Source organism: Streptomyces sp. NBC_01497, assembly GCF_036250695.1.
Lineage (GTDB): Bacteria > Actinomycetota > Actinomycetes > Streptomycetales > Streptomycetaceae > Streptomyces.
Genome location: NZ_CP109427.1, coordinates 5,540,492 through 5,565,884, shown reverse-complemented (window position 1 = coordinate 5,565,884; position 25,393 = coordinate 5,540,492). Strand labels below are relative to the sequence as shown.

Annotated in this window: 19 protein-coding genes and 1 tRNA gene; 10 read left to right on the top strand and 10 right to left on the bottom strand. The window is 71.6% G+C overall.

Annotated elements, in window-relative coordinates; genetic code table 11:
• Positions 1-7: 7 nt before the first annotated feature.
• Positions 8-1,603 (bottom strand): dynamin family protein, encoded by a 1,596-nt coding sequence (locus OG310_RS23410; RefSeq protein ID WP_329460330.1) that lies wholly within the window; start codon positions 1,601-1,603, stop codon positions 8-10.
• Between the two features lie 318 nt (positions 1,604-1,921).
• Here OG310_RS23410 and OG310_RS23405 point away from each other — a divergent pair.
• Positions 1,922-1,997: transfer RNA gene (locus OG310_RS23405), tRNA-Arg, on the top strand.
• Positions 1,998-3,283: 1,286 nt separating this feature from the next.
• Complete coding sequence (locus tag OG310_RS23400; protein WP_329457835.1) at positions 3,284-5,203, top strand: N-acetylmuramoyl-L-alanine amidase; 1,920 nt, start codon at positions 3,284-3,286, stop codon at positions 5,201-5,203.
• A 210-nt stretch (positions 5,204-5,413) separates the two neighbouring features.
• Here the strand turns inward: OG310_RS23400 and OG310_RS23395 are convergent, their stop codons facing one another.
• Both OG310_RS23395 and OG310_RS23390 read right to left on the bottom strand, forming a co-directional pair.
• A complete protein-coding gene (locus OG310_RS23395; protein WP_329457834.1) occupies positions 5,414-5,911 on the bottom strand; it encodes an FBP domain-containing protein in 498 nt (165 codons plus the stop codon).
• Positions 5,912-6,227: 316 nt separating this feature from the next.
• On the bottom strand, positions 6,228-7,277 hold the full coding sequence (locus OG310_RS23390) for a LacI family DNA-binding transcriptional regulator (RefSeq protein WP_329457833.1): 1,050 nt from the start codon (positions 7,275-7,277) through the stop codon (positions 6,228-6,230).
• Between the two features lie 286 nt (positions 7,278-7,563).
• Between OG310_RS23390 and OG310_RS23385 the strand changes: the two genes are divergently transcribed.
• The 5 genes from OG310_RS23385 to OG310_RS23365 all read left to right on the top strand — a co-directional run bounded on the left by OG310_RS23385 (position 7,564) and on the right by OG310_RS23365 (position 15,619).
• Positions 7,564-8,877 (top strand): extracellular solute-binding protein, encoded by a 1,314-nt coding sequence (locus tag OG310_RS23385; RefSeq protein WP_329457832.1) that lies wholly within the window; start codon positions 7,564-7,566, stop codon positions 8,875-8,877.
• Positions 8,878-8,897: 20 nt separating this feature from the next.
• Entirely contained in the window at positions 8,898-9,893 is a 996-nt protein-coding gene (locus tag OG310_RS23380; protein ID WP_329457831.1) for a carbohydrate ABC transporter permease, read from the top strand.
• On the top strand, positions 9,890-10,834 hold the full coding sequence (locus OG310_RS23375; RefSeq protein WP_329457830.1) for a carbohydrate ABC transporter permease: 945 nt from the start codon (positions 9,890-9,892) through the stop codon (positions 10,832-10,834). The genes OG310_RS23380 and OG310_RS23375 overlap by 4 nt, the downstream gene beginning before the upstream one ends.
• A 335-nt stretch (positions 10,835-11,169) precedes the next feature.
• Positions 11,170-12,423, top strand: coding sequence for a glycoside hydrolase 5 family protein (locus OG310_RS23370; RefSeq protein ID WP_329457829.1), 1,254 nt, complete (start codon positions 11,170-11,172; stop codon positions 12,421-12,423).
• 178 nt (positions 12,424-12,601) lie between these two features.
• Positions 12,602-15,619: an alpha-mannosidase gene (locus tag OG310_RS23365; RefSeq protein ID WP_329457828.1), complete on the top strand. Its 3,018-nt coding sequence runs from the start codon at positions 12,602-12,604 to the stop codon at positions 15,617-15,619.
• A 142-nt stretch (positions 15,620-15,761) separates the two neighbouring features.
• Here OG310_RS23365 and OG310_RS23360 read toward each other — a convergent pair whose 3' ends face one another.
• From OG310_RS23360 to OG310_RS23350, 3 genes are all read right to left on the bottom strand, one after another.
• Positions 15,762-17,192, bottom strand: coding sequence for a M1 family metallopeptidase (locus OG310_RS23360; RefSeq protein WP_329457827.1), 1,431 nt, complete (start codon positions 17,190-17,192; stop codon positions 15,762-15,764).
• A gap of 734 nt (positions 17,193-17,926) precedes the next feature.
• Positions 17,927-19,204 (bottom strand): FAD-dependent monooxygenase, encoded by a 1,278-nt coding sequence (locus tag OG310_RS23355; protein WP_329457826.1) that lies wholly within the window; start codon positions 19,202-19,204, stop codon positions 17,927-17,929.
• 320 nt (positions 19,205-19,524) lie between these two features.
• The gene (locus OG310_RS23350) at positions 19,525-20,280 is read right to left on the bottom strand and encodes an ArsR/SmtB family transcription factor (RefSeq protein ID WP_329460329.1); all 756 of its coding nucleotides are present in this window, start codon (positions 20,278-20,280) and stop codon (positions 19,525-19,527) included.
• 103 nt (positions 20,281-20,383) lie between these two features.
• Between OG310_RS23350 and OG310_RS23345 the strand changes: the two genes are divergently transcribed.
• Entirely contained in the window at positions 20,384-21,022 is a 639-nt protein-coding gene (locus OG310_RS23345) for a hypothetical protein (protein ID WP_329457825.1), read from the top strand.
• A 70-nt stretch (positions 21,023-21,092) separates the two neighbouring features.
• Here OG310_RS23345 and OG310_RS23340 read toward each other — a convergent pair whose 3' ends face one another.
• The 4 genes from OG310_RS23340 to OG310_RS23325 all read right to left on the bottom strand — a co-directional run bounded on the left by OG310_RS23340 (position 21,093) and on the right by OG310_RS23325 (position 23,958).
• Entirely contained in the window at positions 21,093-21,896 is an 804-nt protein-coding gene (locus OG310_RS23340; protein WP_329457824.1) for a hypothetical protein, read from the bottom strand.
• A 73-nt stretch (positions 21,897-21,969) separates the two neighbouring features.
• Positions 21,970-22,788 carry an SAM-dependent methyltransferase gene (locus OG310_RS23335; RefSeq protein WP_329457823.1) on the bottom strand — a complete coding sequence of 273 codons (819 nt, stop codon included), beginning with the start codon at positions 22,786-22,788 and terminating at the stop codon, positions 21,970-21,972.
• 40 nt (positions 22,789-22,828) lie between these two features.
• A complete protein-coding gene (locus OG310_RS23330) occupies positions 22,829-23,062 on the bottom strand; it encodes a DUF397 domain-containing protein (RefSeq protein WP_329457822.1) in 234 nt (77 codons plus the stop codon).
• Positions 23,062-23,958, bottom strand: coding sequence for a helix-turn-helix domain-containing protein (locus OG310_RS23325; protein ID WP_329457821.1), 897 nt, complete (start codon positions 23,956-23,958; stop codon positions 23,062-23,064). The genes OG310_RS23330 and OG310_RS23325 overlap by 1 nt, the downstream gene beginning before the upstream one ends.
• Positions 23,959-24,097: 139 nt before the next feature.
• Between OG310_RS23325 and OG310_RS23320 the strand changes: the two genes are divergently transcribed.
• Positions 24,098-24,577: an ATP-binding protein gene (locus OG310_RS23320; protein ID WP_329457820.1), complete on the top strand. Its 480-nt coding sequence runs from the start codon at positions 24,098-24,100 to the stop codon at positions 24,575-24,577.
• A 68-nt stretch (positions 24,578-24,645) separates the two neighbouring features.
• A complete protein-coding gene (locus OG310_RS23315) occupies positions 24,646-25,338 on the top strand; it encodes a DUF6624 domain-containing protein (protein WP_329457819.1) in 693 nt (230 codons plus the stop codon).
• The last annotated feature ends 55 nt before the right edge of the window (positions 25,339-25,393 follow it).

The following is a 25,393-nucleotide window of genomic DNA, read 5'->3' as shown; positions in this document are numbered from 1 at the left end:
ACAGCGGTTACCTCGTCTCCTTCTGGAGTACGGACAGCGCGGCGATCAGTTCCGCCTGCGGCTCGGGCGCGACGCCCAGGGCCTCCAGCGGGGCAAGGCGCCGGTCGCGCTCCCCGTGCAGCACACGGTCGATGTATGTGGCGACGAGTGCGCCACCCTGGTCACGCAGCCGCAGCGCCCCCTGCGCCCCCAGCAACTCGGCGAGCCGCTCCCCCGCGGTGCGGGCGCGGCGCCCGCCGAGCAGGGAGGCGGCGAGCAGCGCGGAGACGGTCTCGGACTCGGGGGCCGCGGCGCGGTCCAGCTCGCGAACCTCTTCCTCGGCTAGTTCGTCCAGCTCACGCCGCCAGCGCCGGATACGCAGGCCGATCCGGTCCGCGGTCTCGGTGTCCCTGCCCGGCATGGTGAGGCCCTGCGCGGCGGGCTCGTGCTCCCACACACGCACGATCTGCTCGTCGGCTGCGGCGACCGCGCACTGGAGCAGGGCCGCGAGGCTCTCCACGAGCGAGTCGAGCAGTTCGCGGGCCGAGCTGTCGCGGGGATAGCCGCGCCAGCGGGTCCTGGCGTCGCCCGCGAGCACGGCGCCGTGGCGCAGCTGCCGCCGCACCCGGTCTCCCTCCGTGCTGTACGCCTCGTCCACGGCGTTCATCAGGCGCCCGGCCGCCGCGTGCTGGCAGGCCACGGCGGAGGCGAGTTCGGGCATCCGTACGTTGAGTGAGCGGACGACGCCGGTCGTCGTCCGGGCGACGGTCTGCTGCCGCGCCGCCGGGTCGTTCGCGCGGTGCGCGAGCCAGGTGAGCAGCGGCGCGACGGCCGTCGTGGGCAGCAGCCCGGGTCCCCCGCCCGTCGACTCGGGCAGTTCGGGAATGGTGAACCGGGGCACCTCTCCCAGTCCCGCGCGCGTCAGCAGGGCCGCGTACTGCCGGGAGACCTCGCCGATCATCTGGTGCGGGACCCGGTCGAGGACGGTCACGAGGGTCGCGTCGTACTCCTTGGCCGCACGCAGCATGTGCCACGGGATGGCGTCCGCGTAGCGCGACGCCGTCGTGACCATCACCCAGATGTCCGCCGCGCAGATCAACTCGGCGGCGAGCAGCCGGTTCTCCACGACGAGGGAGTCGACGTCGGGGGCGTCGAGGAGTGCGAGGCCGCGGGGCAGACCCGCCTCCGTCTCCACCACGAGGACGCCGCGGCCGTCGGCGCCGCGGGAGGGCGCCGGGATCTGCTCGCGGTCCTGCGGCAGCCACACACGGGTGAATCCGGGCAGGACACGGGTCCCCGCGAACCAGTGATGGTCCTCGGGGTGACAGACCAGCACGGGTGTGCGCGTGGTGGGCCGCAGCACCCCCGCCTCGCTCACCTGCCGCCCGGCCAGGGAGTTGACGAGCGTGGACTTCCCGCCGCCGGTGGAGCCGCCGATCACGGCGAGCAGCGGGGCGTCCGGTTCCCTCAGGCGGGGCAACAGGTAGTCGTCCAGCTGCGCGAGCAGTTCCCCCCGGCTCTGCCGGGCGCGCGGGGCACCGGGCAGGGGCAGGGGAAGACGCACGGCAGCGACACGGTCGCGCAGGGCGGAGAGTGCGTCGATCAGCTCAGGCCGTACTTCCAAGGTCACCACATGCGAAGAATGCCCAATTTAGGACGCTTTTTGAAGCGTATAGCCCTCTCTGCGCGCCGATAGAATCCGACCGGGTACCGTACGGGGGACCTGGAGGGACAGATGGGGCGAGTGGGGCGCAGGCATAACGAGTGCACAACACCCGGGGCGTGGACGGCAAAAACCGCTGCGAGATCGGACATCGCCTGCGATTATCAGTTCACTTCACTGGATCTCCACATCGTGCCACGCACGTGAAGCAACCGGGCCAAGGCAACCGGACCCCTATCCTTGACCCGGCCGGTCCCCGGACCGACCCAGCATCACCCGGCCCCCGTAGCTCAGTGGATAGAGCAGGCGCCTTCTAAGCGCTTGGCCGCAGGTTCGAGTCCTGCCGGGGGCGCCATACCTTCGCAGGCCAGGGGCCACTTCCAGCCCGTCGCGGGATGACTCGCGGCGGGTTCTTGCCACTGCCGGACGTCGCTTTCGTCCTGATTTCCCCACCTGCCGCCCGGCAGCGCTTTCGGGACGTTCCCGGCCCGTCCACGCCCCGCCCCTGACATACCCGAGGGCCACAGGGCACCGCCCCGGCCGTGCACGCCCGGGGAATCACCTGCACCCCGCCACCGCACGCGCCTCTCGGGCGTGGAGCACCCACCTCTTCCGGGGGCCGGTCCCACCGCGCCGAACGCACGGCCGGCACCTGCCCGGCCGGGCCGACGGGCCGTCAGAATGCTCTGGGCCACTTGCCACAAGTCCGGGCCGGTGACCCGTGTCGGGGGAGGACCCTCCGCCGGGGACCCGCCCTCGCCGGGACTCCGAACCGCCGGGCCGTTCGACGCCGCCCGAATTATGACGCGGGCGGAGGTCCGTGGGACGCGTCCCGTCCACGGGCGACACCCGGTCGGTGGGACGCGTCCCGTCACGGGAGACACCCGGTCGGTGGGACACACCCGACGGGTGGGTCCCACCCGGCTCCGGAGGCTCGCACGGTCCACCTCTCCGCACGGTCCACCCCTCCGCACGGTCCGCCCCTCCGCACGGTCCGCCCCTCCGCGCGACCGGGCAGCCCCGTGATCCGACCGATCCGTCCCCTCTCCGCGCGGTCCCGGGCGGAGGTCGCAACGGGAGCGACCCCGCCGCGACGAACACGGTGAAAGAAGCGTGAAAGATCGGGCCACCGCGAACGACGGGGAAAGTGCCGTTATGTCATGGCATACATCCCGTCCACGCGGAGCAACGCGCCGCCGGAGCAGCTTCGTTCGGCCCGCGCCGTACGAAGTCCCACTCCGCCCCGCGCCACCGCCCGACACGCCCTCGGCCCGGTGCCCACGGGGTGCGGGGACACGTCCCCGAGCGGCACACCTCGCACGGAAGCGGTGTTTTCCCTTACGAGCCGGGGCCCTTGCCGTCACACCTCGTTCACCTGTCGAGCACCTGGACGAGTTGACGCTGTGGAACCCCAACGACTACAAGAATCATGTCGTTGATGTGCTCATCACCATGGCGTGGCGCCTCGGCCAACACTCCCGGCCGACGTAGATTCTCCTGGCACAGGTGTACGTACACCGAGGGCCAAGACGCCTCACCACCAGGGCCGCAGGCCCCGGAACCTTGCGCGTCCTCTACGGAGAGTGCCCCCATCGCCCCTGTCGACGACACGATGCTCAGAGTTGGACGGAGAGTAGGACCTTGCACAAGCGGAAGTCGAAGCGATGGCTCACAGCGGCCGTCGCGAGCGGCGCCGTGGCAGCGGGAGCGTTCGCGTTCCTGCCCACTTTTGCCCAGGCGCAGACCGAATCCCCCCAGGACACGAGCGCGCAGGCAGACTTCTCGGCCGCCGCCGCCAAGTACGACGTGCCGACGTCCGTACTCCTCGGCATCACACACGAGGAGTCCGGCTGGCAGTCGCACAAGGGGTACAACAACAAGGGCGGTTACGGACTCGCCGACCTCACCGACGTGACGAAGGACATGCTCGTCAACGGTGACGCGGGTGCCGGCGGCCGATCCGACCTCGCGTCGATGGTCGACCACCCCGAGATGCACACCCTGCAGACGGCGGCCAAGCTGACCGGCATCCCCGCCGGCAAGCTCAGAACGGACCGCCGTTCCAACCTCGAAGGCGCGGCGGCACTGCTCGCCTCGTACCAGAAGTCACTCTCGGGCACCCTGTCCAAGAACCCGTCCGACTGGACGGCGGCTGTCGCCAAGTACAGCCAGTTCTCGGACAAGAAGGCCGCGACGAGCTACGTTGACAACGTTTTCGGCACCATCAAGTCCGGTGCTCAGCGGAAGTCCTCGGGCGGCAACACGGTCGAGCTCGCCGCGGAACCCTCCGCCAAGCCGGCCACTACCCAGATGAACAAGCTGAAGCTCAAGAACAAGCCCTCGACGACCGGCGCGGAGTGCCCGTCCTCGATGGACTGCTCGTTCGACCCGGTCACGATCGCCGCGAACGGGCAGGCCTCCGACCGGCCCGCCAACGGCATCAAGATCGACCGGATCGTCCTGCACACCGCCGAGGGCTCCTTCGCGAGCGCCAAGGACGAACTGGACGCTCCCGGCGCCATCACGGCCGCGCACTACCTGATGGACACGGACGGCACGACCACCCAGCTGATGGCGAACAAGGACCTCGCGTTCGCGGTCGGCAACTACCACTACAACCTGCACTCGGTCTCGATCGAGCAGGCGGGCTTCACCGCGCGTGGCGCCGACTGGTACACGGACGCCGTGTACCAGCAGACCGCCCAGCTGGTGAAGTACCTCGCCAAGCGCTACGGCGTGCCGCTGGACCGCCAGCACATCCTCGGCCACGACAACGTTCCGGGCTCGCTCGACTCGAACCTGGCCGCACAGCACTGGGACAAGGGAACGGCCTGGGACTGGAGCCGCTTCATGCGGCTGCTCGGCGCGCCGGTCGACTCGGGCGCCCGCGGCGTGGGCAAGACCGGCTCGGTGGTCACGATCGCCCCGAAGTTCAGCACGAAGGACGAGCAGACGTACACCGTCTGCCCCTCGGACGACCCGTCCGGCGCCACCCCGGCCTGCGCCGAGATCCCGCAGCCGTCGAACTCCCTGTTCGTGCGCAGCGCTCCGAGCTCCGACGCCCCGCTCTTCCTCGACCCGGTGGTCCACCCGGACGCGGCGGCGGGCACGGACTCGATCAGTGACTGGAGCGACCACGTCCAGGCCGGCCAGCAGTTCGTGGTGGCCGACCGCAAGGGCGACTGGACGGCGATCTGGTACGACGGCCAGGAGGGCTGGATCTACAACCCGTCCGGCAAGTACACGATCCCCACCACGGGCGTGGAGATCATCAAGACGGCCGGCACCACCGCCGCCCCGGTCTACGGCCAGGCCTACCCGGCCGCGTCCGAGTACCCGGCGGGCCTGTCCCCGTCGACGCAGGCGCCGCTCACGGCCGCCAACTACAAGATCCCGGTGGGTCAGGCGTACGTCGCCGACCAGCCGGCCACGCCCGCCGACGACTTCTTCAAGGCCGGCGGCCAGGTCGTCACGGGCAGCGAGACGTACTACCAGGTCCAGTTCAACCACCGGACCATCTACGTGAACTCGGCGGACGTCACGGCCACCACGGCCCGCTGACACAGGCCCCGCCCCGGCGGGGACCACCGCGGCACGAAGAGACAGAACGAAGAGACAGAACGTAGAGAAGCGCCCGGGGCCTCGCGGCCTCGGGCGCTTCTCTACGTGACGGACGACTCACGGGCGCACGGGCGCACGCGCGGCCCCCGGACCCACCGGCATACGGACGTACGGGCACAGGGATGTTCGGCCCGGGCCGCACGGGCGCGCTCAGGCGATCACCCTGGCGATGAACCCGGTCAGGTTGTCGCGGGTGCGGGCGATCTTCCCGTCCAGGGACAGGGTCTCGTCCAGGCCCTTGCCCGCGGACGTCCGCTTCCTGCCCCGTATGTAGAGGGAGCAGGCCAGGTCGGTGCAGAGGTACTTCCCGACCGTGTTGCCCTGCCGCCCGGCCTCGCCGGTACGGCGCGCGGCCATCAGCACCACACCGCCTCCGACGTGGGTCGTCACGCACAGGGAGCACATGCTGCGCGAGGTGAAACCGCGTGCCGCCGCGGTCACCGACCGCAGGGACAGGCCCAGGAGACGGCCGTCGTACTCGGCGACCAGATAGGCACGCTCGGGAGCGCCCGGATCGCGCCAGCCGAGGAAGTCGAGGTCGTCGAACGGGCACTCGTCCAGGTCGCGTGGGAGGCCGAGACGCGTCGCCTCGCCCTTGGAGCAGTTGACGAAGGACGTACGGATCTCCGTCTCGGTGATGGGTCGCATGTGCAGCGAGGCTAGCTTGCCTAATATGTTTAGGCAAACAATAAATTCCATTAGGCTGACAGGCGAGGCGCGCGGCGTGGCCGCCCGCAGGGCCCGCACCAAGGATCCGAGCCGGTACGCGCACCTCCGCGCGGCCCGGTGTGCGGACGATGCCGGTCACACTCCACCCGGTGGACACCGGACACCCCGCACCCTCGGCACCCTCGGCACCCTCGGCACCCTCGGCACCCTCGGCACCCTCGGCACCCTCGGCACCCTCGGCACCCTCGGCACCCGGATGGTCGGGCACTGGGCGCCCCCGGGGCCAAGTTCCGTGTCACGCGCCGGACTTGGCCGTGCCCGTCGACTCCCGTTCGATGAGGCGCGGCACCGGCACCTGGACCGTGCGGGCCGGGGCGCCGTCCAGCAGCGAGAGCAGTTCCGTGGCCGCCGTCCGGCCGAAGGCGAGAGTGTCCCGGGTCAGGGCGGACAGCCAGGGGTGGACCATCCGGCACAACGCCGAGTCCTCCCAAGCCACGATGGAGACGTCACCCGGTACGGAGAAGCCCAGCGCGGACGCCGCGGCGACGCCGGCCACCGCCATCACGTCGTTGTCGTACACGAGCGCCGTCGGCGGGTCCGGTGAGGTGAGCACGCTGCGGGCGGCCGCCGCGCCCTCGGTGTCCGAGTAGTCGGTGGTCAGGGACCGCACACCGGTGAGCCCGCGCCGCTCGGCCTCGGCCCGCAGCGTCCTGATGCGGCGTTCGGTGTGCGCGAGGTCGGGCAGGCCCGCGATGTGCACGATGTGCCGGTGGCCGAGCGCGTAGAGCCGGTCCACGACGGCGGCCATCGCGCCCGCGTCGTCCGCCCACACGGTCGAGAGGTCGGGCCGCTGCCGACCGGGCACACCGCCGATGATGACGGCGGGCAGGCCGAGTTCCGCGAGGAGTCCGGGGCGCGGGTCGTCCGTCCGCGGGTCGACCACCAGCACACCGTCCACCCGGCGTTCGGCCCACCACCGCCGGTACACCTCGCACTCGTCGTCCACGTCCTCCACGACCTGGAACAGCAGCCCGAGATGGCGGCTGGCGAGGCCCTCCTGGATGCCCGAGATCAGCTGGAGGAAGAAGGAGTCGACGCCCAGGGTGTCCGCCGGGCGGGCGACCACCAGGCCCACCGTCGCCGAGCCCTCACCGGAGAGCTGGCGGGCGGCGGCGCTGGGGCGCCAGCCCAGCTGCTCGGCGACGCGGCGCACCCGGTCCCGGGTGATGTCGGAGACTCCGGGGCGGTCGTTGAGCGCGAACGACACCGCGCTCTCCGACACCCCCGCGCGCTGTGCGATGTCCTTCATCGTCGGGCGACGTGCGGACGAGCGTCGAACCGGCATGCCTGCCCCCTCGGTGACGGTAGGGGCGCCAGCGTAGCCCATGGGGCCTGGTGACTAAAGCGCTTGAGCCACGATCACCTAAAGCGCATTAGTTCTTGATCATCGACACCCTTCGTACGCCGGTGACCTGCATGTTCATCGACGGATCGCTTTTCCGCCCGCCAGATGCATTGACATTTCATCCGGACGACGTGCAAGGTCTGCTGCGCGGCAGTCACCGCCCCGGGCCCCGGCCTGGCGGGCGGGCACCGCGCCACGCCCGGGTTGAGCAAAGGAGCCGTTTGCCGTGCGCTTTTCCAGCAGAGTCCCCCAGAAGGCGGCCGTAGCCGCCGCTGCGGTCGCCGTCCTTCTTCCCCTGAGCGCCTGCGGTGGAGGTTCCGGCAGCTCGGGCGGGTCCTCGGCCTCCGGCTCCGGCAAGATCGACGGGTCGATCACTTTCCAGACGTGGAATCTGAAGGCCACTTACCAGACGTACTTCAACACGCTCATAGCGGACTTCCAGAAGAAGTACCCCGGCACCCACGTGAAATGGGTCGACCAGCCCGCCGACAACTACGCGGACAAGCTGAGCGCCGACGCCTCCGGCGGGACGCTGCCCGACGTCGTCAACGTCTCCCCCGACCTCGGCGCCCCACTCGCGCAGGCGGGCCTCGCGCTCGACCTGGACAGCGACCCGGCCGCCGCGAAGTACAAGAAGGAGTACCTGCCCGGCGCCTGGGCGAGCAGCGAAGTGCCGGGCCTGCAGGGGACGTACGCCTTCCCCTGGTACCTCAACACCGGCCCGCTTTTCTACAACAAGGCCCTGTTCAAGAAGGCCGGCCTGGACCCGGAGAAGCCGCCGACGACGTACGGCCAGCTGTTCAGCGACGCGCTCACCATCTCGAAGAACAGCCACGGCAAGATCGCCACGCTCTCCAACGTGCCCACGATCGAGGACTTCGGCCGGTACGGCGTGCAGATCATGAACAGCAAGGGCGACGGCTTCAGCTTCAACGACGCCAAGGGCGTCGACCTGCTGACGCAGTACGTCAAGCTCTACAAGGCGCACGCGCTCGACCCGCAGGCGCTCACCGCCACCCCCGACTCGGCCGGGCAGAAGTTCCTCACCCAGGCCGTCGCGATGAACCCGGGCAGCGCGCTGGACCTCGGCAACTTCAAGACCCAGGCCCCGACGCTCTACAAGAACATCGGCATCACGAACCAGATCACCAGCACCGGCAAGGTCAACATGTACGTCATGGGCCTGATGGTGAACAAGGCCACCAAGCAGAAGGCGACCTCCATCGCCTTCGCCCACTTCGTGACCGACTCGCAGAACCAGCTGTCGTTCGCGAAGAAGGCCGCGATCTTCCCGAGCACGGCGGGCACACTCGACGACCCGTACTTCACCAAGGAGGACGGCACCGACACCGCCCGCGTCCGGGTAGCCGCCGCCAAGTCCCTGAAGAACGCGGTGAACTACACCCCCGTCGTCTTCAGTGACCAGATGAAGACCGAGCTCGGCAACGAGGTCGCCAAGGCCCTCCAGGGCAAGGAGTCCCCGCAGGCCGCGATGGACGCGGCGGTCAAGTCCTGCGACCAGCTGCTGAAGCAGAGCTGAGAGCGGGAGCGGCACACACCATGACCAGCCCCACCGCCGGGCCCGCCACCGCCGCCGGCTCCCTCGCCGGCGCGGGGGCGGGCCCCGGGCCCGGCTCCGCGTCCGGCGCCCGGCCCGCGGCTCCGCGCCCGGCCGGCCCCCGGGCCGCCCGGCGCCATCTGCCCTTCACGCCCTGGCTGTTCGCCGCACCCGGCCTGGTGGTCGTCTGCGTCTTCATCCTGTACCCGTTCATCTCCACGCTCGTCGACTCCTTCACCGACCGCCGGGCTCTCGTCGCCGGCCAGTGGGTGGGGTTCGCGAACTTCACGGAGATGCTGCACGACGACATGTTCTGGATCGGCCTGCGCAACAGCGCGCTGTACATGGTCGTGGTCGTGCCGGCCCTGGTGGTCCTGCCGCTGCTGCTCGCGCTGCTGGTGCAGAAGAGGATCCCCGGTATCGCGTTCTTCCGCAGCGCCTTCTACACACCGGTCGTCGCCTCGATCGTCGTGGTCGGGCTGATCTGGGTGTGGATGCTGGACGACCGCGGGCTGATCAACGCGGTGCTCGACGAGGTGGGGATCGGCCATGTCGGCTTCCTCAGTGACCAGTGGCTGCTCCTGCTGAGCGCCATGTTCGTCACGGTGTGGAAGGGCCTCGGCTACTACATGATCATCTATCTCTCGGCCCTCGCGAACGTGCCCCGGGAGCTGCACGAGGCGGCGTCGGTGGACGGCGCGGGCGCGATGCGCCGCTTCCTTTCCGTCACCGTCCCCGCCGTGCGCTCCACGATGGTCCTGGTGGCCGCGCTCTCCTCGGTCGCCGCGTTCAAGGTGTTCTCCGAGGTCTACGTGATGGCGGGGCCGAAGGGCGGCCCGGCGGGCGAGGACACCACGCTCGTGATGCTCGTGGAGCGCACCGGAACCGGCCTGACCGGCCGCGTCGGTTACGCCTCCGCCCTGTCCGTCGTCGTGTTCGTCATCACCGTCGGGCTGATGCTGCTCGTGCTGCGCGCCGACCGCAAGGAGGAAGCGTGAGCTCCACCACCGGCCACCGCGCCGCCGGCCGCGATGAGGCCGGACACCCGCACCACACCGCCCCCGGGCAACTCGAGCCGCGCAAGAAGGCCCGCTTCACCGACGAGCACGGGAGCCGGGTCGCCCCCTGGGAACTGGTCGTACGGTACGTACTGCTCGTCGCCGTCCTGGCCCTGACGGTGGGCCCGTTCGTCTGGCAGCTGGCCACCTCCCTGAAGGGGCCGACGGAGGACATCTTCAGCACACCCCCGTCGTTCCTGCCCGCGCACCCGACCCTGCACAACTACACCCGTGTCGCCGACACCATCCCGGTGTGGACCTACGCACTGAACTCGCTCAAGGTCGCGGGCGCCAACGTCCTGACGAACTGCGTCGGTTCGGCGCTCGCCGGATACGCGATAGCCCGGCTGCGCTACCGGGGCCGCAGGCTGCTGACGCTCGTGTTCATCGTGGCGATGCTCGTCCCGGTGGAGGGCATCATCATCGCCCAGTTCCAGACGATGCGCTCGCTCGGGCTCAACAACACACTGCTCGGCGTGCTGCTGCCCGGCTGTGTCGGGGCGATGAACGTCCTGCTGATGCGCAACGCGTTCCTCCACCTCCCGCCGGAGGTGGACGAGGCAGCCATCGTGGACGGCGCGAACGCCTGGCAGCGGTTCCTCCGGATCGCCCTGCCTTCGGTCCGGGGCACCCTCGCCGTGGTGGCCATCTTCGCCTTCATGGGGTCGTGGGACGATTTCCTGTGGCCGCTGATCGTGCTCAGCGACTCCACGAAGTTCACGCTCACGATCGGACTCAACTACCTGCACGGCACGTTCGCCGACGACCAGCGGCTCGTGGCGGCCGGCACGGTCATCGCCGTCGTGCCGCTGATCATCCTGTTCGCCTGCCTCCAGCGGTACTTCTTCCGCGGTGTCGGGGAGGGCGCCGTCAAGGGCTGAGCGGGCGGACCGCGGTGACCGGTGCCGTAAGCCTGCGGCGCTGCCGTACGCGGGCGCGAGGACGGCAGCACGCGGGGCGCGGGCCGCGCCGCCGTCGGGTCGCCGGCGCCCCTGTCCGGCGGGGGCGGCCGGGTCCGTCACGCGTCGCCCGCCCCCGGGGACCGCCACCCGGCCCGGCCCGCTCGTACCGGGACCCGCGTCCGGCTCCCTCGCACCGCCCCGTCCCGTCCCGGTCCCCCCGCACCGCCTCGTCCGGGCCCCACCGTGCCACCCCGTCCCGGCCTGTGCCACCCCGTCCTGCCCCCACGCACCCGCTCCACAGAACCAGGAACGTCATGCCCCCTGCGGTCCGCTTCGGCGTCAACTACACACCCAGCCAGGGGTGGTTCCACCACTGGCTCGACTTCGACATCGACGCCGTACGCGCCGATCTCGACTCGATCGCCGCGCTCGGCCTCGACCACATCCGCGTCTTCCCGATCTGGCCGTACTTCCAGCCCAACCGGACCCTGATCCGGCCGCGCGCCGTCGAGCAGCTCGTCCAGCTCGCCGACGCGGCGGCCGAGCGGGGGCTCGACGTCAACGTGGACGGCCTCCAGGGCCACCTGTCCAGCTTCGACTTCCTGCCCGCGTGGACCCGGACCTGGCACCGCCGCAACCTCTTCACCGACGAGGACGTCGTCGCGGGGCAGGCCGCCTACCTGCGGACACTGGCCGCCGCACTCGCCGACCGGCCCAACTTCATCGGCATGACCCTCGGCAACGAGGTCGCCCAGTTCGCGGCCGACCCGCACCCCGACCCGGACCGCGTCACCACCGAGGAGGCGGGCACCTGGCTGCAGCGGCTGCTCGCCGCCTGCGAGGAGGGCGCGCCGGGCCGCCCCCACCTGCACGCCGAGTACGACGCCGCCTGGTACCAGGACGACCAGCCGTTCACGCCCGCGCACGCGGCCCGCCTCGGCGCGATGACCGCCGTGCACTCGTGGGTGTTCAACGGCACGGCGCAGCGCCACGGACCGGACGGCACCGCGACCGTCCGGCACGCCGCGTACCTGATCGAGCTGTCGAAGGCCTGGGCGCACGAGCCGCACCGGCCGGTGTGGCTGCAGGAGGTGGGCGCGCCGGGGCCGCTGATCCCGCCGGAGCGGGCCGCGGAGTTCACCGAGGCGACCCTCGCGGGTGCCCTGGACTGCGCGGACCTGTGGGGCGTCACCTGGTGGTGCTCGCACGACGTCTCCCGCTCGCTCGCCGACTTCCCCGAGCTGGAGTACGGCCTCGGGCTGCTGACCTCCGACGGCGCGGTCAAGCCGGCGGGCGAGGCCGTCGCACGGGCCGCGAGGTCATGGCGGGAGCGCCCGTACACCCCGGCGCCGCGCACCACCGCCCTGGTGGTGGACGCGGGTGACGACGACACCGCGCCCCGCCGCTCGGTGTGCGCGCCCGGAGGCCCGGTCTTCGAGGCGTTCGCGCGGCTGTGCGCGGACGGGGTGCGGCCGACGACGGTGCTCGCGAGCCGGGCCGACGACAAGCAGCACCTCGCGGAGCGGGGGATCACCGAGGTGGTCGCTCCGGACGCTGTGACAGGCTGAGTCCCCAGCACAGGGCGGCGGGGGCCGCCCGCCCCGACGCACCACAGTGCCGGTGGTACACCGCCACGTCCTCCCCCGAGCGGCGAGCGGCGTCAGCGGCACCGTCTCACCCGTACCAGCCGCACCACCTGTACAAGCACCAGCACCAGCACCAGCACCAGCAACGGAGCCACCTCTCATGCATGACGACCGCTCTCTGGTCGAGGCCCGCCTCAAGCGCGTCCTCGACGAGCGCATCAGGCCCGCCGTATATCCCGAGGCCGTGCCGATGGAGGTGGCGGTGTGGACCGCGCCCGGCGAACCGGTCCCGGTCGCGGAGGGCCTCGCCGCCGAGCCCTCCCCCGTCCGCGTCGGCGACCGCTGGGGCGCCCCGTGGGGCACGAGCTGGTTCCGGGTGACGGGTACGGTTCCCGCCGCCTGGGCGGGCCGGACCGTCGAGGCCGTCCTCGACCTGGGCTTCGACGAGAACATGCCCGGCTTCCAGTGCGAGGGCCTCGTCTACCGGCCCGACGGCACCCCGGTGAAGGGTCTCAACCCCCGTAACCAGTGGGTGCGGGTGGCCGAGCGCGCCGAGGGCGGCGAGGAGGTACGGCTGCACATCGAGGCGGCGTCCAACCCGGTCCTGCTGGACTACCACCCCTTCCTGCCGACGCCGCTCGGCGACCGGGAGACCGCCGGGTCCGAGCCGCAGTACCGCCTCGCCCGGATGGATCTCGCCGTCTTCGACGAGACGGTCTGGCAACTGATCATCGACTTGGAGGTGCTGGGCGAGCTCATGGCCGAGCTGCCGGTCGAGGGCAGCCGCCGGTGGGAGATCCTGCGGGCCGTGGACCGGGCGCTGGACGCGGTCGACCTGCAGGACGTGAACGGCACCGCGGCGGCCGCGCGGGCGGAGCTCGCGGGCGTCCTCGCCGAGCCCGCGCATCCCGCGGCGCACCGCATCAGCGCGGTCGGCCACGCGCACATCGACTCCGCCTGGCTGTGGCCGCTGCGCGAGACCGTGCGCAAGGTGGCCCGTACGACGTCGAACATGACGGCGCTGCTGGAGGACGAGCCGGATTTCGTCTTCACCATGTCCCAGGCTCAGCAGTGGGCGTGGATCAAGGAGCACCGCCCGGAGGTGTGGGCAAAGGTCGTCAAGGCCGTCGCCGACGGGCGGTTCGTGCCGGCGGGCGGGATGTGGGTGGAGTCGGACACGAACATGCCGGGGTCGGAGGCGATGGCCCGGCAGTTCGTGCACGGGAAGCGGTTCTTCCTGGACGAGTTCGGGGTGGAGAACGACGAGGCGTGGCTGCCGGACACGTTCGGTTTCGCGGCGGGTCTGCCGCAGATCATCAAGGCCGCCGGGTCGAAGCGGCTGCTCACGCAGAAGATCTCGTGGTCGGCCACCAACACGTTCCCGCACCACACGTTCAACTGGGAGGGCATCGACGGGACGCGGATCTTCACGCACTTCCCGCCCGTCGACACCTACAACTGCTCGATGAAGGGCAGCGAGATCGCCCACGCCGAGCGGAACTTCAAGGACAAGGGTGTGGCGCGGCACTCGCTCGCCCCGACCGGGTTCGGGGACGGCGGCGGCGGGACGACGCGCGAGATGGTCGCCAAGGCCGCGCGGCTGCGGGACCTGAACGGCTCTGCCACGGTGACCTGGGAGAAGCCGGCCGACTTCTTCGCGAAGGCGGAGGCGGAGTATCCCGATCCGCCGGTGTGGGTGGGTGAGCTGTATCTGGAGCTGCACCGGGCGACGCTGACGAGCCAGGCGGGGACGAAGCAGGGCAACCGGCGCAGTGAGCACCTGTTGCGGGAGGCGGAGCTGTGGGCGGCCACGGCGGCGGTGCGGGCCTCCTTCCCGTATCCGTACGAGGAGCTGGACCGGATCTGGAAGACGGTGCTGCTGCACCAGTTCCACGACATCCTGCCGGGCTCGTCCATCGCCTGGGTGCACCGCGAGGCCCGCGCGACCTACGCGAAGGTCGCGGGCGAACTGAACGGCATCATCGACGCCGCCCAGGGCGCCCTCGCCGGCGCGGGCGAGCGGCCGCTGGTCTTCAACGGCGCCCCGCACACCCGGGGTGGCGTACCGGCGGGCGGTGCGTCCGCGCCCGTAGCGTCGGGTGCCACGGCGGTCGGCAGCCGCGCCGACGGCGGTTTCGTGCTCGACAACGGCCTGCTGCGGGTGGAGATCGACGCACGCGGCCTGGTCGTCTCCGCCTATGACATCGCGGCGCGACGCGAGGCCGTCGCGCCGGGGCAGGCCGCGAACCTGCTCCAGCTGCACCCCGACTTCCCCAACCAGTGGGACGCCTGGGACGTCGACGCCTTCTACCGCAACACGGGCGCCGACCTCACGGACGTCGAGGAACTCACGGCGCTCCAGCATGACTCGGCGGTCCGGATCGTCCGGTCCTTCGGCGGGTCGAAGGTCACGCAGACCCTGACCCTGGCGGCGGGCAGCGGTCGTCTGGACATCCACACCGAGGTCGACTGGCACGAGAGTGAGAAGTTCCTCAAGCTGGCCTTCCCGCTCGATGTGCACGCCGAACGGTACGCGTCCGAGACGCAGTTCGGTCACGTCTACCGGGCGACGCACACCAACACCAGCTGGGAGTGGGCGAAGTTCGAGGCCTGCAACCACCGCTTCGTCCACCTGGAGGAGCCCGGCTGGGGCGTCGCGCTCGTCAACGACTCCACGTACGGCCATGACGTGACCCGTACGGTGCGGGCCGAGGACGGCGGTACGACCACGACGGTGCGCGCGTCGCTGCTGCGGGCCCCGCGCTTCCCCGACCCGGAGACCGATCAGGGCGTGCACCGTTTCCACCACGCGCTGGTGCCCGGCGCCACGGTCGGTGACGCGGTCACCGAGGGCTACCGGGTCAACCTGCCCGAGCGGCGCCTGAGTGGCGGCGGGGACGTCGCGCCTCTCGTCACACTCGACAACGACGCGGTGGTGGTCACCGCGGTGAAGCTCGCCGACGACGGCAGCGGCGACATCGTGGTGCGCTTCCACGAGGCGCGCGGCGGCCGGGCCACGGCGACGCTGGCGGCGGGCTTCCCGGTCACCGGCGCGGTGGCGACCGACCTGCTGGAGCGGCCGCTCGCCGACGCTCCCGCGCCGCAGCGCACGGGCGACGTGGTGACGGTGTCGCTGCGCCCGTTCGAGCTGCGGACGCTGCGCTTCACGCGCGGCTGACCCGCGGCTGACCCGCAACCCGACCGCGGAGCACACAAGCGGTCGGGCTGCGGCCGGGCCCTGGCCGGTCCGTCGCCGGCCGGTCGCGCCGGCGTCCCCCGTCCCGAGGGGCCGGGGACGCCGGCTCCGTGCGCGCCGGGCCTCAGTGCCCGGCGGGGAAGACGGCCGGCTTGGCCGGGGTGTACAGCCAGGTCTGGAAGAAGTCGCCGAGGTCCTGGCCCGACAGGTGCTCGGCGAGCTTCTCGAACTCGGCGATCGTGCCGTTGCCGTAACGGTGCTGCGCGGGCCAGGTCTTGAGGAGCTTCAGGAAGGCCCGGTCGCCGATCGTGTCACGCAGCGCCTGGATGGCGACAGCGCCCCGGTCGTAGACCGCGTCGTCGAACTGGTCGACGGCGCCCGGGTCGCCGGGCTTCACGGTCCAGAACGGGTCGTCCGCCGGGTGGCTGTCATAGACCTTCTGCGCCAACTCCTGGGGCGTGCCGGTCCCCTCGTGCTCCGCCCACAGGTACTCGGCGTAGCCGGCGAAGCCCTCGTTGAGCCAGATGTCCGACCAGCGGGCCAGCGAGACGTCGTCGCCCCACCACTGGTGGGCGAGTTCGTGCGCGACCACGGAGGTGTCCGTGGTCGCGGCGAAGAAGGACGGGCTGTAGAAGACGCGGGTCTGCGCCTCCAGGGCGAAGTGGGACTGCACGTTCGGGACGTAGCCGCCCGCCGCGTCGAAGGGGTACGGGCCGAAGTACCCGCTCAGGAAGTCGATGATCTCGCCCGTACGCTCCACACTGGCCTGGGCATTGGCCTTGACCGCCGGTGCGAGCGCGGTGCTGTACGCGTTGATGACCGGCACACCGGTCCGCGTGCGGCTCCGGGTGATGTCGAAGTGCCCGACGGCGAGTGTGGCGAGGTACGTGGCCTGCGGGTCGTCCTGCCGCCAGTGGTAGGAGGTGGAGCCGCCGGCGGTCCGCGTGGACAGCAACAGGCCATTGGAAACGGCCTGTTCTCCCTTGGGCACCCGGACCGTGACGTCGTACGTCGCCTTGTCCAGGGGGTGGTCGTTGCTGGGGAACCACCACCAGGCCGACTCGGGTTCGTTGGCGGCCACACCGCCGTCGGGGGTGCGCTGCCAGGAGGTGAACCCGTACTTCTGAACGGTGGAGGGCACGCCGGAGTACGTCACGGCGACGGTCATGCGGTGGCCGCGCGGGACGGTGCGCGGCGGTGTGATGACGAGCTCCTGCTCGCCGCTGGTCGTGAAGTGTGCGGGGCGGCCGTCGACGCGCACCGAGCTGACGTCGAGGGCGAAGTCGAGGTCGAAGCTGGTGAGCCCCTGGGTGGTGGTCGCGGTGACGACGGCGGTCCCGGAGAGGCGGTCCGTGGACGGCTGGTAGTCGAGGTCGAGGTCGTAGTGCGAGACGTCGTAGCCGCCGTTACCGTACGTCGGGTAGTACGGGTCGCCGATACCGGGCGCGCCGGGGCCCGCGTGGGGCCCGTCGGCGGTCGCGGAGGCCGTGGTGACGGGCACGGCGAGGGAGAGACCGAGGGCGAGGGCGGTGGACGCGATGACTCTCTTGCGCACGGAAGGTTCCTCCAGCGTGAGGGAGCACCTGGGGTGACAGGTACACGGCGAGACCCTAACGCGGAGGTGCCCCCCGGACCAGAAGGCCCGGCTGCCGCCCGGACCCCTGCCCGGGCGGCGCCGGACCCGGCCCGGCACCTTTCGCCCCGGCCCCGCGCCTTTCGACCCGGCCCGTCCCGTTCCCACGCGAGGTCGTCGCTCCGCCTCGCGGCCGGCAACCGCCGCTTCCCGCTCGCACACCGGGGCGACCTCCTTACCGAGTACGGCGGTTCGGCAGCGATCAGGGGCCCGGCCGGGCCTCGACCGTCCTGACGAGGACGGTGCGCGAGCGCGGCGACCCGTACTCCGCCACACCCACCTGCGCCCGGGACGCGAGCTCGCGGGCCTCCCACGCCAGGGCCGTACGGGCTCTCCCGCACGGCGACGGCCACCCGCAGGTACTGCTCCGGTGTGACCACCTTCCGCGCCGCCGCCCCGACGTCCATGAGCGCCGCCGCTAACACGCCCGCGCCGCAGGGTGGTTGCTCATCGCTGGTTCCCGCCTCGGGCCACATTCCGCCGACTCTCGCGGACCAGCGGCGATCGCCGCCCGGGACCCCCGTCACAGCCACCGGACCGCCATCGGCCGGGCCTCTGGTGGTCGCCGCCACCGTACGGGCCCGCCCTCGGTGGCCGCGCCCGCCGGAGGCACCGACCGCGAGCGGCGGTTTCCGGCCGACGGCGGTGACCGGGCGTCAGTCGCGCCCGTGGGCGCGGGCGTGCAGCGAGCCGGCCAGCCGCGGGCCGAGCCACCGCTTGAGCCGGCGCAGAGACTCCAGCCGCCCGGCCGCGTGGTCGAGCCGGTAGTAGAGCTGCGGCGGCACGTACGGCAGCAGCGGCGAGTGACGCTGTCCGAGCAGCGCGAACATCTGCTCCGGGGGCAGCCGCAGGTAGCGCGGCAGGTCCTCGTACCAGCGTGCGCTGTAGCGCGCCGCGCTCTGCACCGACAGCAACTCCGCCCGGCGGACATCCTCGTAACGGGTCAGCGCCGCGTCCAGAGCGGCCGCGTCCGGCAGGGCGGCGCCGGCCGGGGCCGCCGAGGGCGCGGCGGCCGACGGCACGGCGTGCAGCGCGGACGTCAGGGCGAGCGCGTCCTCCAGTGCCAGGGACGTCCCGGCCCCGATGGAGTAGTGGGTGGTGTGGGCCGCGTCGCCGAGCAGGACGACATTGCCCCGGTGCCAGGTGCGGTTCGTCAGGGTCCGGAAGGTCAGCCACTGGGCCGGCCCCTCCTCGCCGCCGCCGCGGCCGGTGAGCGGATGGCCGTCGAGCACGTCCGCGAAGAGGCCGCCGAGCAGCGCCAGGTTGTCGCTCTCGCTCCCCCGGTCGAGGCCGAGGCCGCGCCATGTCTCCGGCGCGCACTCCACCACCAGCGTGCTGGCCTCGGCGCTGAAGCGGTAGGCGTAGCACCAGATCCAGCCGTGCGGACTCTCCACGAAGGAGAAGGTGAAGGCGTCGAAGACCTTGGTGGTGCCGAGCCAGATGTAGGGGTTGCGGCCGACGGCGACCTCGGTGCCGAAGTGCCCCGACCACCGGCCGCGCAGCGCGCTGCGCACGCCGTCCGCCGCGACGACGAGACCCGCGCCCGCCGCGCCGTCCGCCACCTCCCCCGGCTCGGCCTCGTGCTCGTGCACGACCCGCACCCCCAGGTCCCGGGCCCGGCCGGCGAGCAGTTCGAGCAGGCGGTGCCGGCCGATCCCGAACCCCTCGTCGCCCTGGTGCCGGGTCGTCGTCCCGCGTACGTGCGCGACACCGTCGCTCCAGCGCACGGAGGCGTCCTCGACGGCCCGCGCGGAGACGGGATCGCCCGCGCGCAGCTTGTCGAGCAGCGTGCCCCAGTACGTGACGCCCCAGCCGTAGGTGGATCCGGCGGGGTCGCGCTCGTAGACGGTGACGTCATGATCCTGGTCCCGCAGTCTCATCAGGATCGAGAAGTAGAGGCCGGCGGGCCCGCCTCCGACGCAGACGACCTTCACACACACTCCCGGGTGACGTCGAGTGAAACTCCGGTGACGCACCGTAGCAGCGTCGGAGCGCCCGGCGGTGGCGCCCCGCTTCCGCGCGGTGTGCTTCCTGGCGTACGGAAACGACGCCTCGGTGTGCTTCCCGAGGTGCGGGGACGCTCCGGTGCGCCTCGCCGCGTACGGGACACGGCGGTGGGCGGCAGGACGTCACGCCGGTGGGCGGCAGGACGTACGGGGACCTGCGGGCGTCACCCGGCCGGCCCGCCGTGCAGCGCCTGCGGGGAGCGGGACGCGCCGTCAGCGTCGGGCGCGCGTGCCGCGAGCGCCCGGGCTCACATCGACCAGGGGGCCGTGGGCAGGGCGGCGCCCCGCTCCAGGAACGACTTCAGGTTCGACAGCACGGCCGGCCAGCCCTTGGAGATCCCGGCCAGTTCCGCCTCGTCGGGCAGGTCCTCGTGCGACACCGTGAGCTTCACGATCGCCTCGTGCGCCTCGATCTCGTACGTCACCCGGGACGGCGCCCGGCCCTCGGGGGCGTCCGGGGCCGCCCAGGTGGTCACGAGGCGCGCGGGCCGCACGGACTCCACCACCGTGCCGACGACGTCACGGACGCCCGAGCCGTCCGCGCGCACATGCTGCCAGGCGGAGCCCTCCCGCCAGTCGGACTCATTGCGGTGCCCCCAGTAGGCGGCCGTCAGATCCGCGTCCGTCAGCGCCTCCCAGACCTTCTCCGCCGTGCTCTCGATGTACACGACGTACACGAACGTCGGCCTGTCACTCATCGCGTCCTCCGCCTTCTGTCTGATCGTGGCGAGCGCCCGCAGCCGGGGCCGCTCGAACCGGTCGATCCACCGCACCTGCATCTCGTGCAGCGGCACCGGATTGAGGTAGTGCAGCTTTTCCCGCCCTCTGCGCGCGGTGCTCACGAGGTTCGCCGCCTCAAGCACCGCGAGGTGCTGGGTGACCGCCTGGCGTGACATGGCGAGTCCCGTGCACAGCTCGCCCAGCGTCCGGCCGCCCTCCTGCCGCAGCAGGTCGAGCAGGAACCGGCGCGTCGGGTCAGCGAGGGCCTTGAAGACCGCATCCATCTCCGTACTCACACCCCCATCATGCAAGTATTTACTTGCATGTCAATCACCCCAGGCCCTGCGCGGCTTTCCCCGCACAGGATGTTCCGCCATACTTCCGGCCGTGGAGCAGCGCAGCGATACGAACATCCAGCCCGTAACGGCGGTCGGGGCCGGTGTGGACCCGGCGTACGTGCCCGGTCTCGTGAACCTTCGCGCCCCCGAGGCCGAGGACACCGGGACCACGACGGCGACGTCCTCGTCGTCCCGACCCGACCGCACCGACCCCTCCGAGCGGTCCGAGCCCGGTGATCCGCCGGCCGGGGCCGGCGATCCCGACGCGTCGGATCCGGCGACACCCGGGGCCGCGGCGCCCGCGGATACGGCGAGGCCCGCGGACCCGGCCGGCGCGGACGACCCCGGCGACACCACCGAGACGGCGGACGCCACGGAAGGAGCCGGCGACGGTCCCAGCCTGGAGGCGTCGGACCGGCGGGCCTCCATCACGGCCGGCCACGGCGGTGTGCACTTCACCCTGGACGACCAGGAAGCCGACTTCCGGTGGGACGAGATCGGCGCCGTCGAGGTCGCCGTCCCCCGTTTCGGCAAGCGGTTCAGTGTGATCGTGCACACCCACCTCGGCCGCTCGTACGAGGCCGACGCCGAGGCCCCGAGCCGCACCGCCCTCAAGGAGTGGAGCACCCGGCTCGACGCCGTGCTCGACGCGTACTTCGAAGAGGCCGAGGGCGACAGCGAGGCCTGATCCCGGGGCCCATATGCCCGCACGCTCGACCGATGGCCCCGCCCGACGCACCGTCAGGCGGGGCCATCGCTCACAACCGGGCGTGCGCGTCCTCGATCACCATGTCCACGAAGGCCAGTGCGTCCGCGCGCCGCCCCACCGGGGTGGCATAGCGGGAGCGGCCCCCGTCGCCCCGCCGCACCCGTAGCGACTCCTCCACCACACGGTGCCAGGCGGGGCCGAACGCGGTGTGCGCGTACTCCCCTGCCGCCGTCTTCGACACCGCTTCGCCCGTGGTGAGCGCCCGGTGCGCCCTGCTGGCGCCCAGCACCCCCCACGAGGTGGCCTCCGCGCCCAGAGCGGCGAGCCCCTCCGAGGTGAGGGGCTGCGAGCTGCGCTCCCACCACGGTCGCCAGTAGCGCGCGAGGCTCTCGCGCGCCCACCGCACGAGTTCGCCCGGGGCCGTGTCGATCGTGAGGTCCTGGGCGTTGGGCCCGCGCATCGTCACACCGTGGCGGGAGAGCACCTGCCAGGTCGCGGGCTGCCTGCCGTGCGGCACGGCAGGCAGCAGACCGCCGCGGTGCGCGTACGGCCCCGGTGCGGCGTCCGCCGGATCGTCCGCGAGTTCGTCCCAGGTCACGTACGGGCCCTCGAAGAACGGCCTGCGGACATGCCCGGCGAGCCGCGCGTGCGCCTGCTGGAGCGCCGCGGTCTGGGCAGGCGACGGCGGCACCGCGGAGACCGCGACGAAGTCGATGTCCCCGCGACGGCGCAGGAAGTCGTCGAGCGCCACGGAACCCGTCAGGTACAAGCCCTGCACCAGGCCAGGAACGGCGGCGTCGGTCAGGGACAGATACGCGCCGACGACCTCGCGCACGAGGGGATCCACAGTCACGACGTAAGGGTGCCATCCGGGGGCCCGCCGGAACAGTGGGCTGTGGAGGGGTGCCGCCCGAACCTGCCGCCCGCTACCGCTTGCGGGCCAGCGCCGCGTACATCGACACCGCCTCGTCGGAGGTGCCCGGGACCGTGACGCCGTCCGGGTGCCAGTGGTGCGGCGTCACCAGCCCGGGCTCGACCAGGTCGAGGCCTTCGAAGAACTCGGCCACCTCGTCGCGGGAGCGCAACTGGAGCGGAATGCCGCCCCGGTGGTAGACCTCCGCCACGCCCGCCCACATCGCGGGGGCGAAGTCCGCGGTGCAGTGGGAAATCGCCAGGTAGCTCCCCGGGCACAGCTGGTCGAGGAGATACCGCACGATCTCGTACGGCTTGTTCTCGTCCGGGACGAAGTGCAGCAGCGCGTTGAGCGACAGGCCCACCGGCTGCGACAGGTCGATCGTCTCGTGCAACTCGGCGCTCTCGATGATGGATTCGGGCCGGCGCGCGTCCGCCTGGATGTAGGTCGTGCGGCCCTCGGGTGTGCTGCGCATCAGTGCCTCGGCGTGCCGCAGCACGACCGGGTCGTAATCCGCATACACGACACGGGAGTCGGGGGCGGCCTCCTGCGCCACCTGGTGGAGGTTGGGACGGGTCGGGATGCCCGTCCCTATGTCCAGGAACTGCCGGATGCCGGCCTCGGTGGCCAGGTACCGCGTGGCGCGGTGCATGAACGAACGGTTCACCCGGGCCGTGACCTTGATGGTCGGGAAGACCTCAAGGACCTTGTTCCCGGCAACCTCGTCGGCCTCGTAGTAGTCCTTCCCCTGGAGGTAGAAGTCGTACATGCGTGCCGGGTGCGGCTTGCTGGTGTCGATGTCGTCGAGCGACACCTGATCGAGGTCCGTCATCCTGGTCCGTCCGTTTCTCGGTCATGCCTCGGTGGTACGCCTACAGGAGGAAGTCGGCGAGGCCATTCTTCGCGCCTTCGACGAAGCACGCCATGGCATCGTCGGAACAAATCAGCGCCGGACCGGACTGATCCGTGGACTGACGGACCGCCACGCGGCCCTCCCCGAGTTTCTTCGCCTCGACGCAACTGCCGCCGTTCGGACCGCTCCAGGGCTTCTCCCAGCCTTCCGCGCCCAGTTCGGCCGCCGGCATGCCGTTGTAGATCTCCTGCATTAGAGCTCCTTGCGTATGTTCTGGAGGAAGGCTCTCGTCTCGTGCACCGAGGCCGCCCGGGCCGAGAGGTTGTCGAGCACTTCGAGATAGGCGGAGGAGTCCGGGCGCCGGTCGAGGTAGACCGCGCCCGTCAGGTTCTCGGTGTAGACGATGTCCGGGAGCTCCGTGAGGTCGAAGCGGAACAGGTGGAACGGCCCGAACGCCCCCAGGTGCGGGCCGATCGTGAACGGCATGAGCTGCAGCGTCACATTGGGCATCGCCGTCGTGTCGAGCAGATGGTCCACCTGCGCCCTCATCACGTCCGGCGACTCGCCGACGGGCCGCCGCAGAACGGATTCCTCCATGAGGATCCACAGCATCGGCGCCCCCGACTTCGTCAGCAGCTGCTGCCGCTTGACGCGCAGCGCCACCCGCCGGTCGAGCTCCGCGCCGCTCCTCGGGGCACCGGCCCCCAGCACTCCGCGCGCGTACTCCTCCGTCTGCAGGAGTCCCGGGATGTAGTGGGGTTCGTACGTCCTGATGAGGCTGGCCTCGTCCTCCAGGCTCACATAGCCGCTGAACCAGCCGGGCACGGCATCGCGGTAACGGTGCCACCAGCCAGGCCGGTTGGCATCCTTCACCAGCTCGGTGAACTGCTCGGCCTCGCCCCCCGTCACCCCGTACATCCCCAGCAGGAGCCGCACGTAGGGGAGTTTGAACCCGACCTCGGAGTTCTCCATCCGGCGGATCGTCAGCGGGGTCACGTCGAGAACCTCCGCCGCCGCCTCGCGGGACACGCCGGCCCTCTCGCGCAGCGCGAGCAGCCGCTTCCCGAGGACGATGCGCAGGACGGTCGGCGAACTGCCGTTACCCGACGAGCCCGAGACCGCCGGGACCCCGGACCGGGCATCACTCACCACGTCGTCACCACCTGACACCACCTCACTCGAATGAGTCTGACAGGTGCTCCGTGCGCTATCCATAGCGTCGACGAGCACGCTGAAATTATCAGACAGTCGGTTGCGGCGTGACCGAGTCAGCGCGCATAGTGAGCGCGTGGCTCGCATCAAGGAACAGGTGGCACACCAGCAACGCGCCGCGCGGCCGTTGGAGTTGTCGGCCCCGGTCGAGCTGATGGAGGGCCTCCCGGCCGCGTACACGCACGCACTCCCCCGCCGGCCCGACTCGGTCGCCGTGGCACGGCACCTGCTCCGCGCGCAGTTGCGGGACGGCGACCTGCCGCACGAGGTGCGGGACATGGCGGAACTCGTCGTGTCCGAACTGGTCACCAACGCCGTTCTCCGGACCGAGAGTTCCGTCGTGAGCTGCACGGCGCGGGTCTTCGCCCGCGGCGTGCGCGTGGAGGTACGGGACGAGGGCCCGGCCGTCGGCGCACCGCCCACCGGGCACGGGATGTTCCTGGTGGACAAGGTCGCGCGGGCCTGGGGCAGCGAGACGGACGGCACCGGACGGGGCCGTACGGTCTGGGCGAGCGTCTGCCTCGCCACCACCCCGTCCGGGAGAACCGAACGGTGAAGGGTGGGGACGGGCAGTGCCGGGACCTGTGGCGTACGGGTGGCATCGGGAGCGGCCAGGGGCGCAGGGTGCGTGAGGCGACCCGGGCGGACCGCGCGGAGGCCCGGCCCGCGCGGCCGGCGCCGCGCCCGGCCGACGCGGCGTACCCGGCCGACGCGGCGTACCCGGCCGACGCGGCGTACGTGGCCGACGCGGCGTACGTGGCGGATGATCCGGACCCGACCGAAGGACCCGAGGGGCCCGACGGAATCGCGGGGCTCGCCCGCGAACTGGTGGACCGCGTCGCACAGGACAGCACGCTGACGGTGGCCGCGCACCGGCTGCCAGGCGCCCTGCAGCGCAGGCGGCTCGCCCGCTGCCGTACGGCGAACGCGGCGGCCCTCGCGGAGATCGTCGAGGAGCACGGCTGGCCGACCGCGGCCCTCGTCGGCGCCGAGGCGTCCACGGCCGCCCTGATGATCCTGCTGCACGCCGACGACCTGCCGCTGCAGCTGACGGGCCGCGACCTGATCACGAGCGCGGTCGAGCGCGGGCAGTGCCCGCCCATCCACGCCGCCTACGCGACGGACCACTGCGCGGTCGAACTGGGCAGACCCCAGACCTACGGCACCCGCTACACCCCGCTCGGCAGGCCGTTCCCGGTGGCGGACCCGGACGGGGTCGATGCCCGGCGGGTGTCCATCGGGCTGCGCACGATGGCGGCGGAGCAACAGGCGCTGAACGACATCAGGGTGCGCCGCCTGAACCGCGCCTCGGCCTGAGCGGGCCGCGCGCGGGGCCGGGCCCCAGGAGCCACGGGGGTACCGCCCGTACTCC

Bases quoted from the DNA above. Each gene is read 5' to 3' on its own strand.
- OG310_RS23395 (WP_329457834.1), bottom strand. From the start codon at position 5,911: ATGCGACCCATCACCGAGACGGAGATCCGTACGTCCTTCGTCAACTGC.
- OG310_RS23390 (WP_329457833.1), bottom strand. From the start codon at position 7,277: ATGCCGGTTCGACGCTCGTCCGCACGTCGCCCGACGATGAAGGACATC.
- OG310_RS23380 (WP_329457831.1), top strand. From the start codon at position 8,898: ATGACCAGCCCCACCGCCGGGCCCGCCACCGCCGCCGGCTCCCTCGCC.
- OG310_RS23370 (WP_329457829.1), top strand. From the start codon at position 11,170: ATGCCCCCTGCGGTCCGCTTCGGCGTCAACTACACACCCAGCCAGGGG.
- OG310_RS23365 (WP_329457828.1), top strand. From the start codon at position 12,602: ATGCATGACGACCGCTCTCTGGTCGAGGCCCGCCTCAAGCGCGTCCTC.
- OG310_RS23350 (WP_329460329.1), bottom strand. From the start codon at position 20,280: ATGGATGCGGTCTTCAAGGCCCTCGCTGACCCGACGCGCCGGTTCCTG.
- OG310_RS23335 (WP_329457823.1), bottom strand. From the start codon at position 22,788: ATGACGGACCTCGATCAGGTGTCGCTCGACGACATCGACACCAGCAAG.
- OG310_RS23330 (WP_329457822.1), bottom strand. From the start codon at position 23,062: ATGCAGGAGATCTACAACGGCATGCCGGCGGCCGAACTGGGCGCGGAA.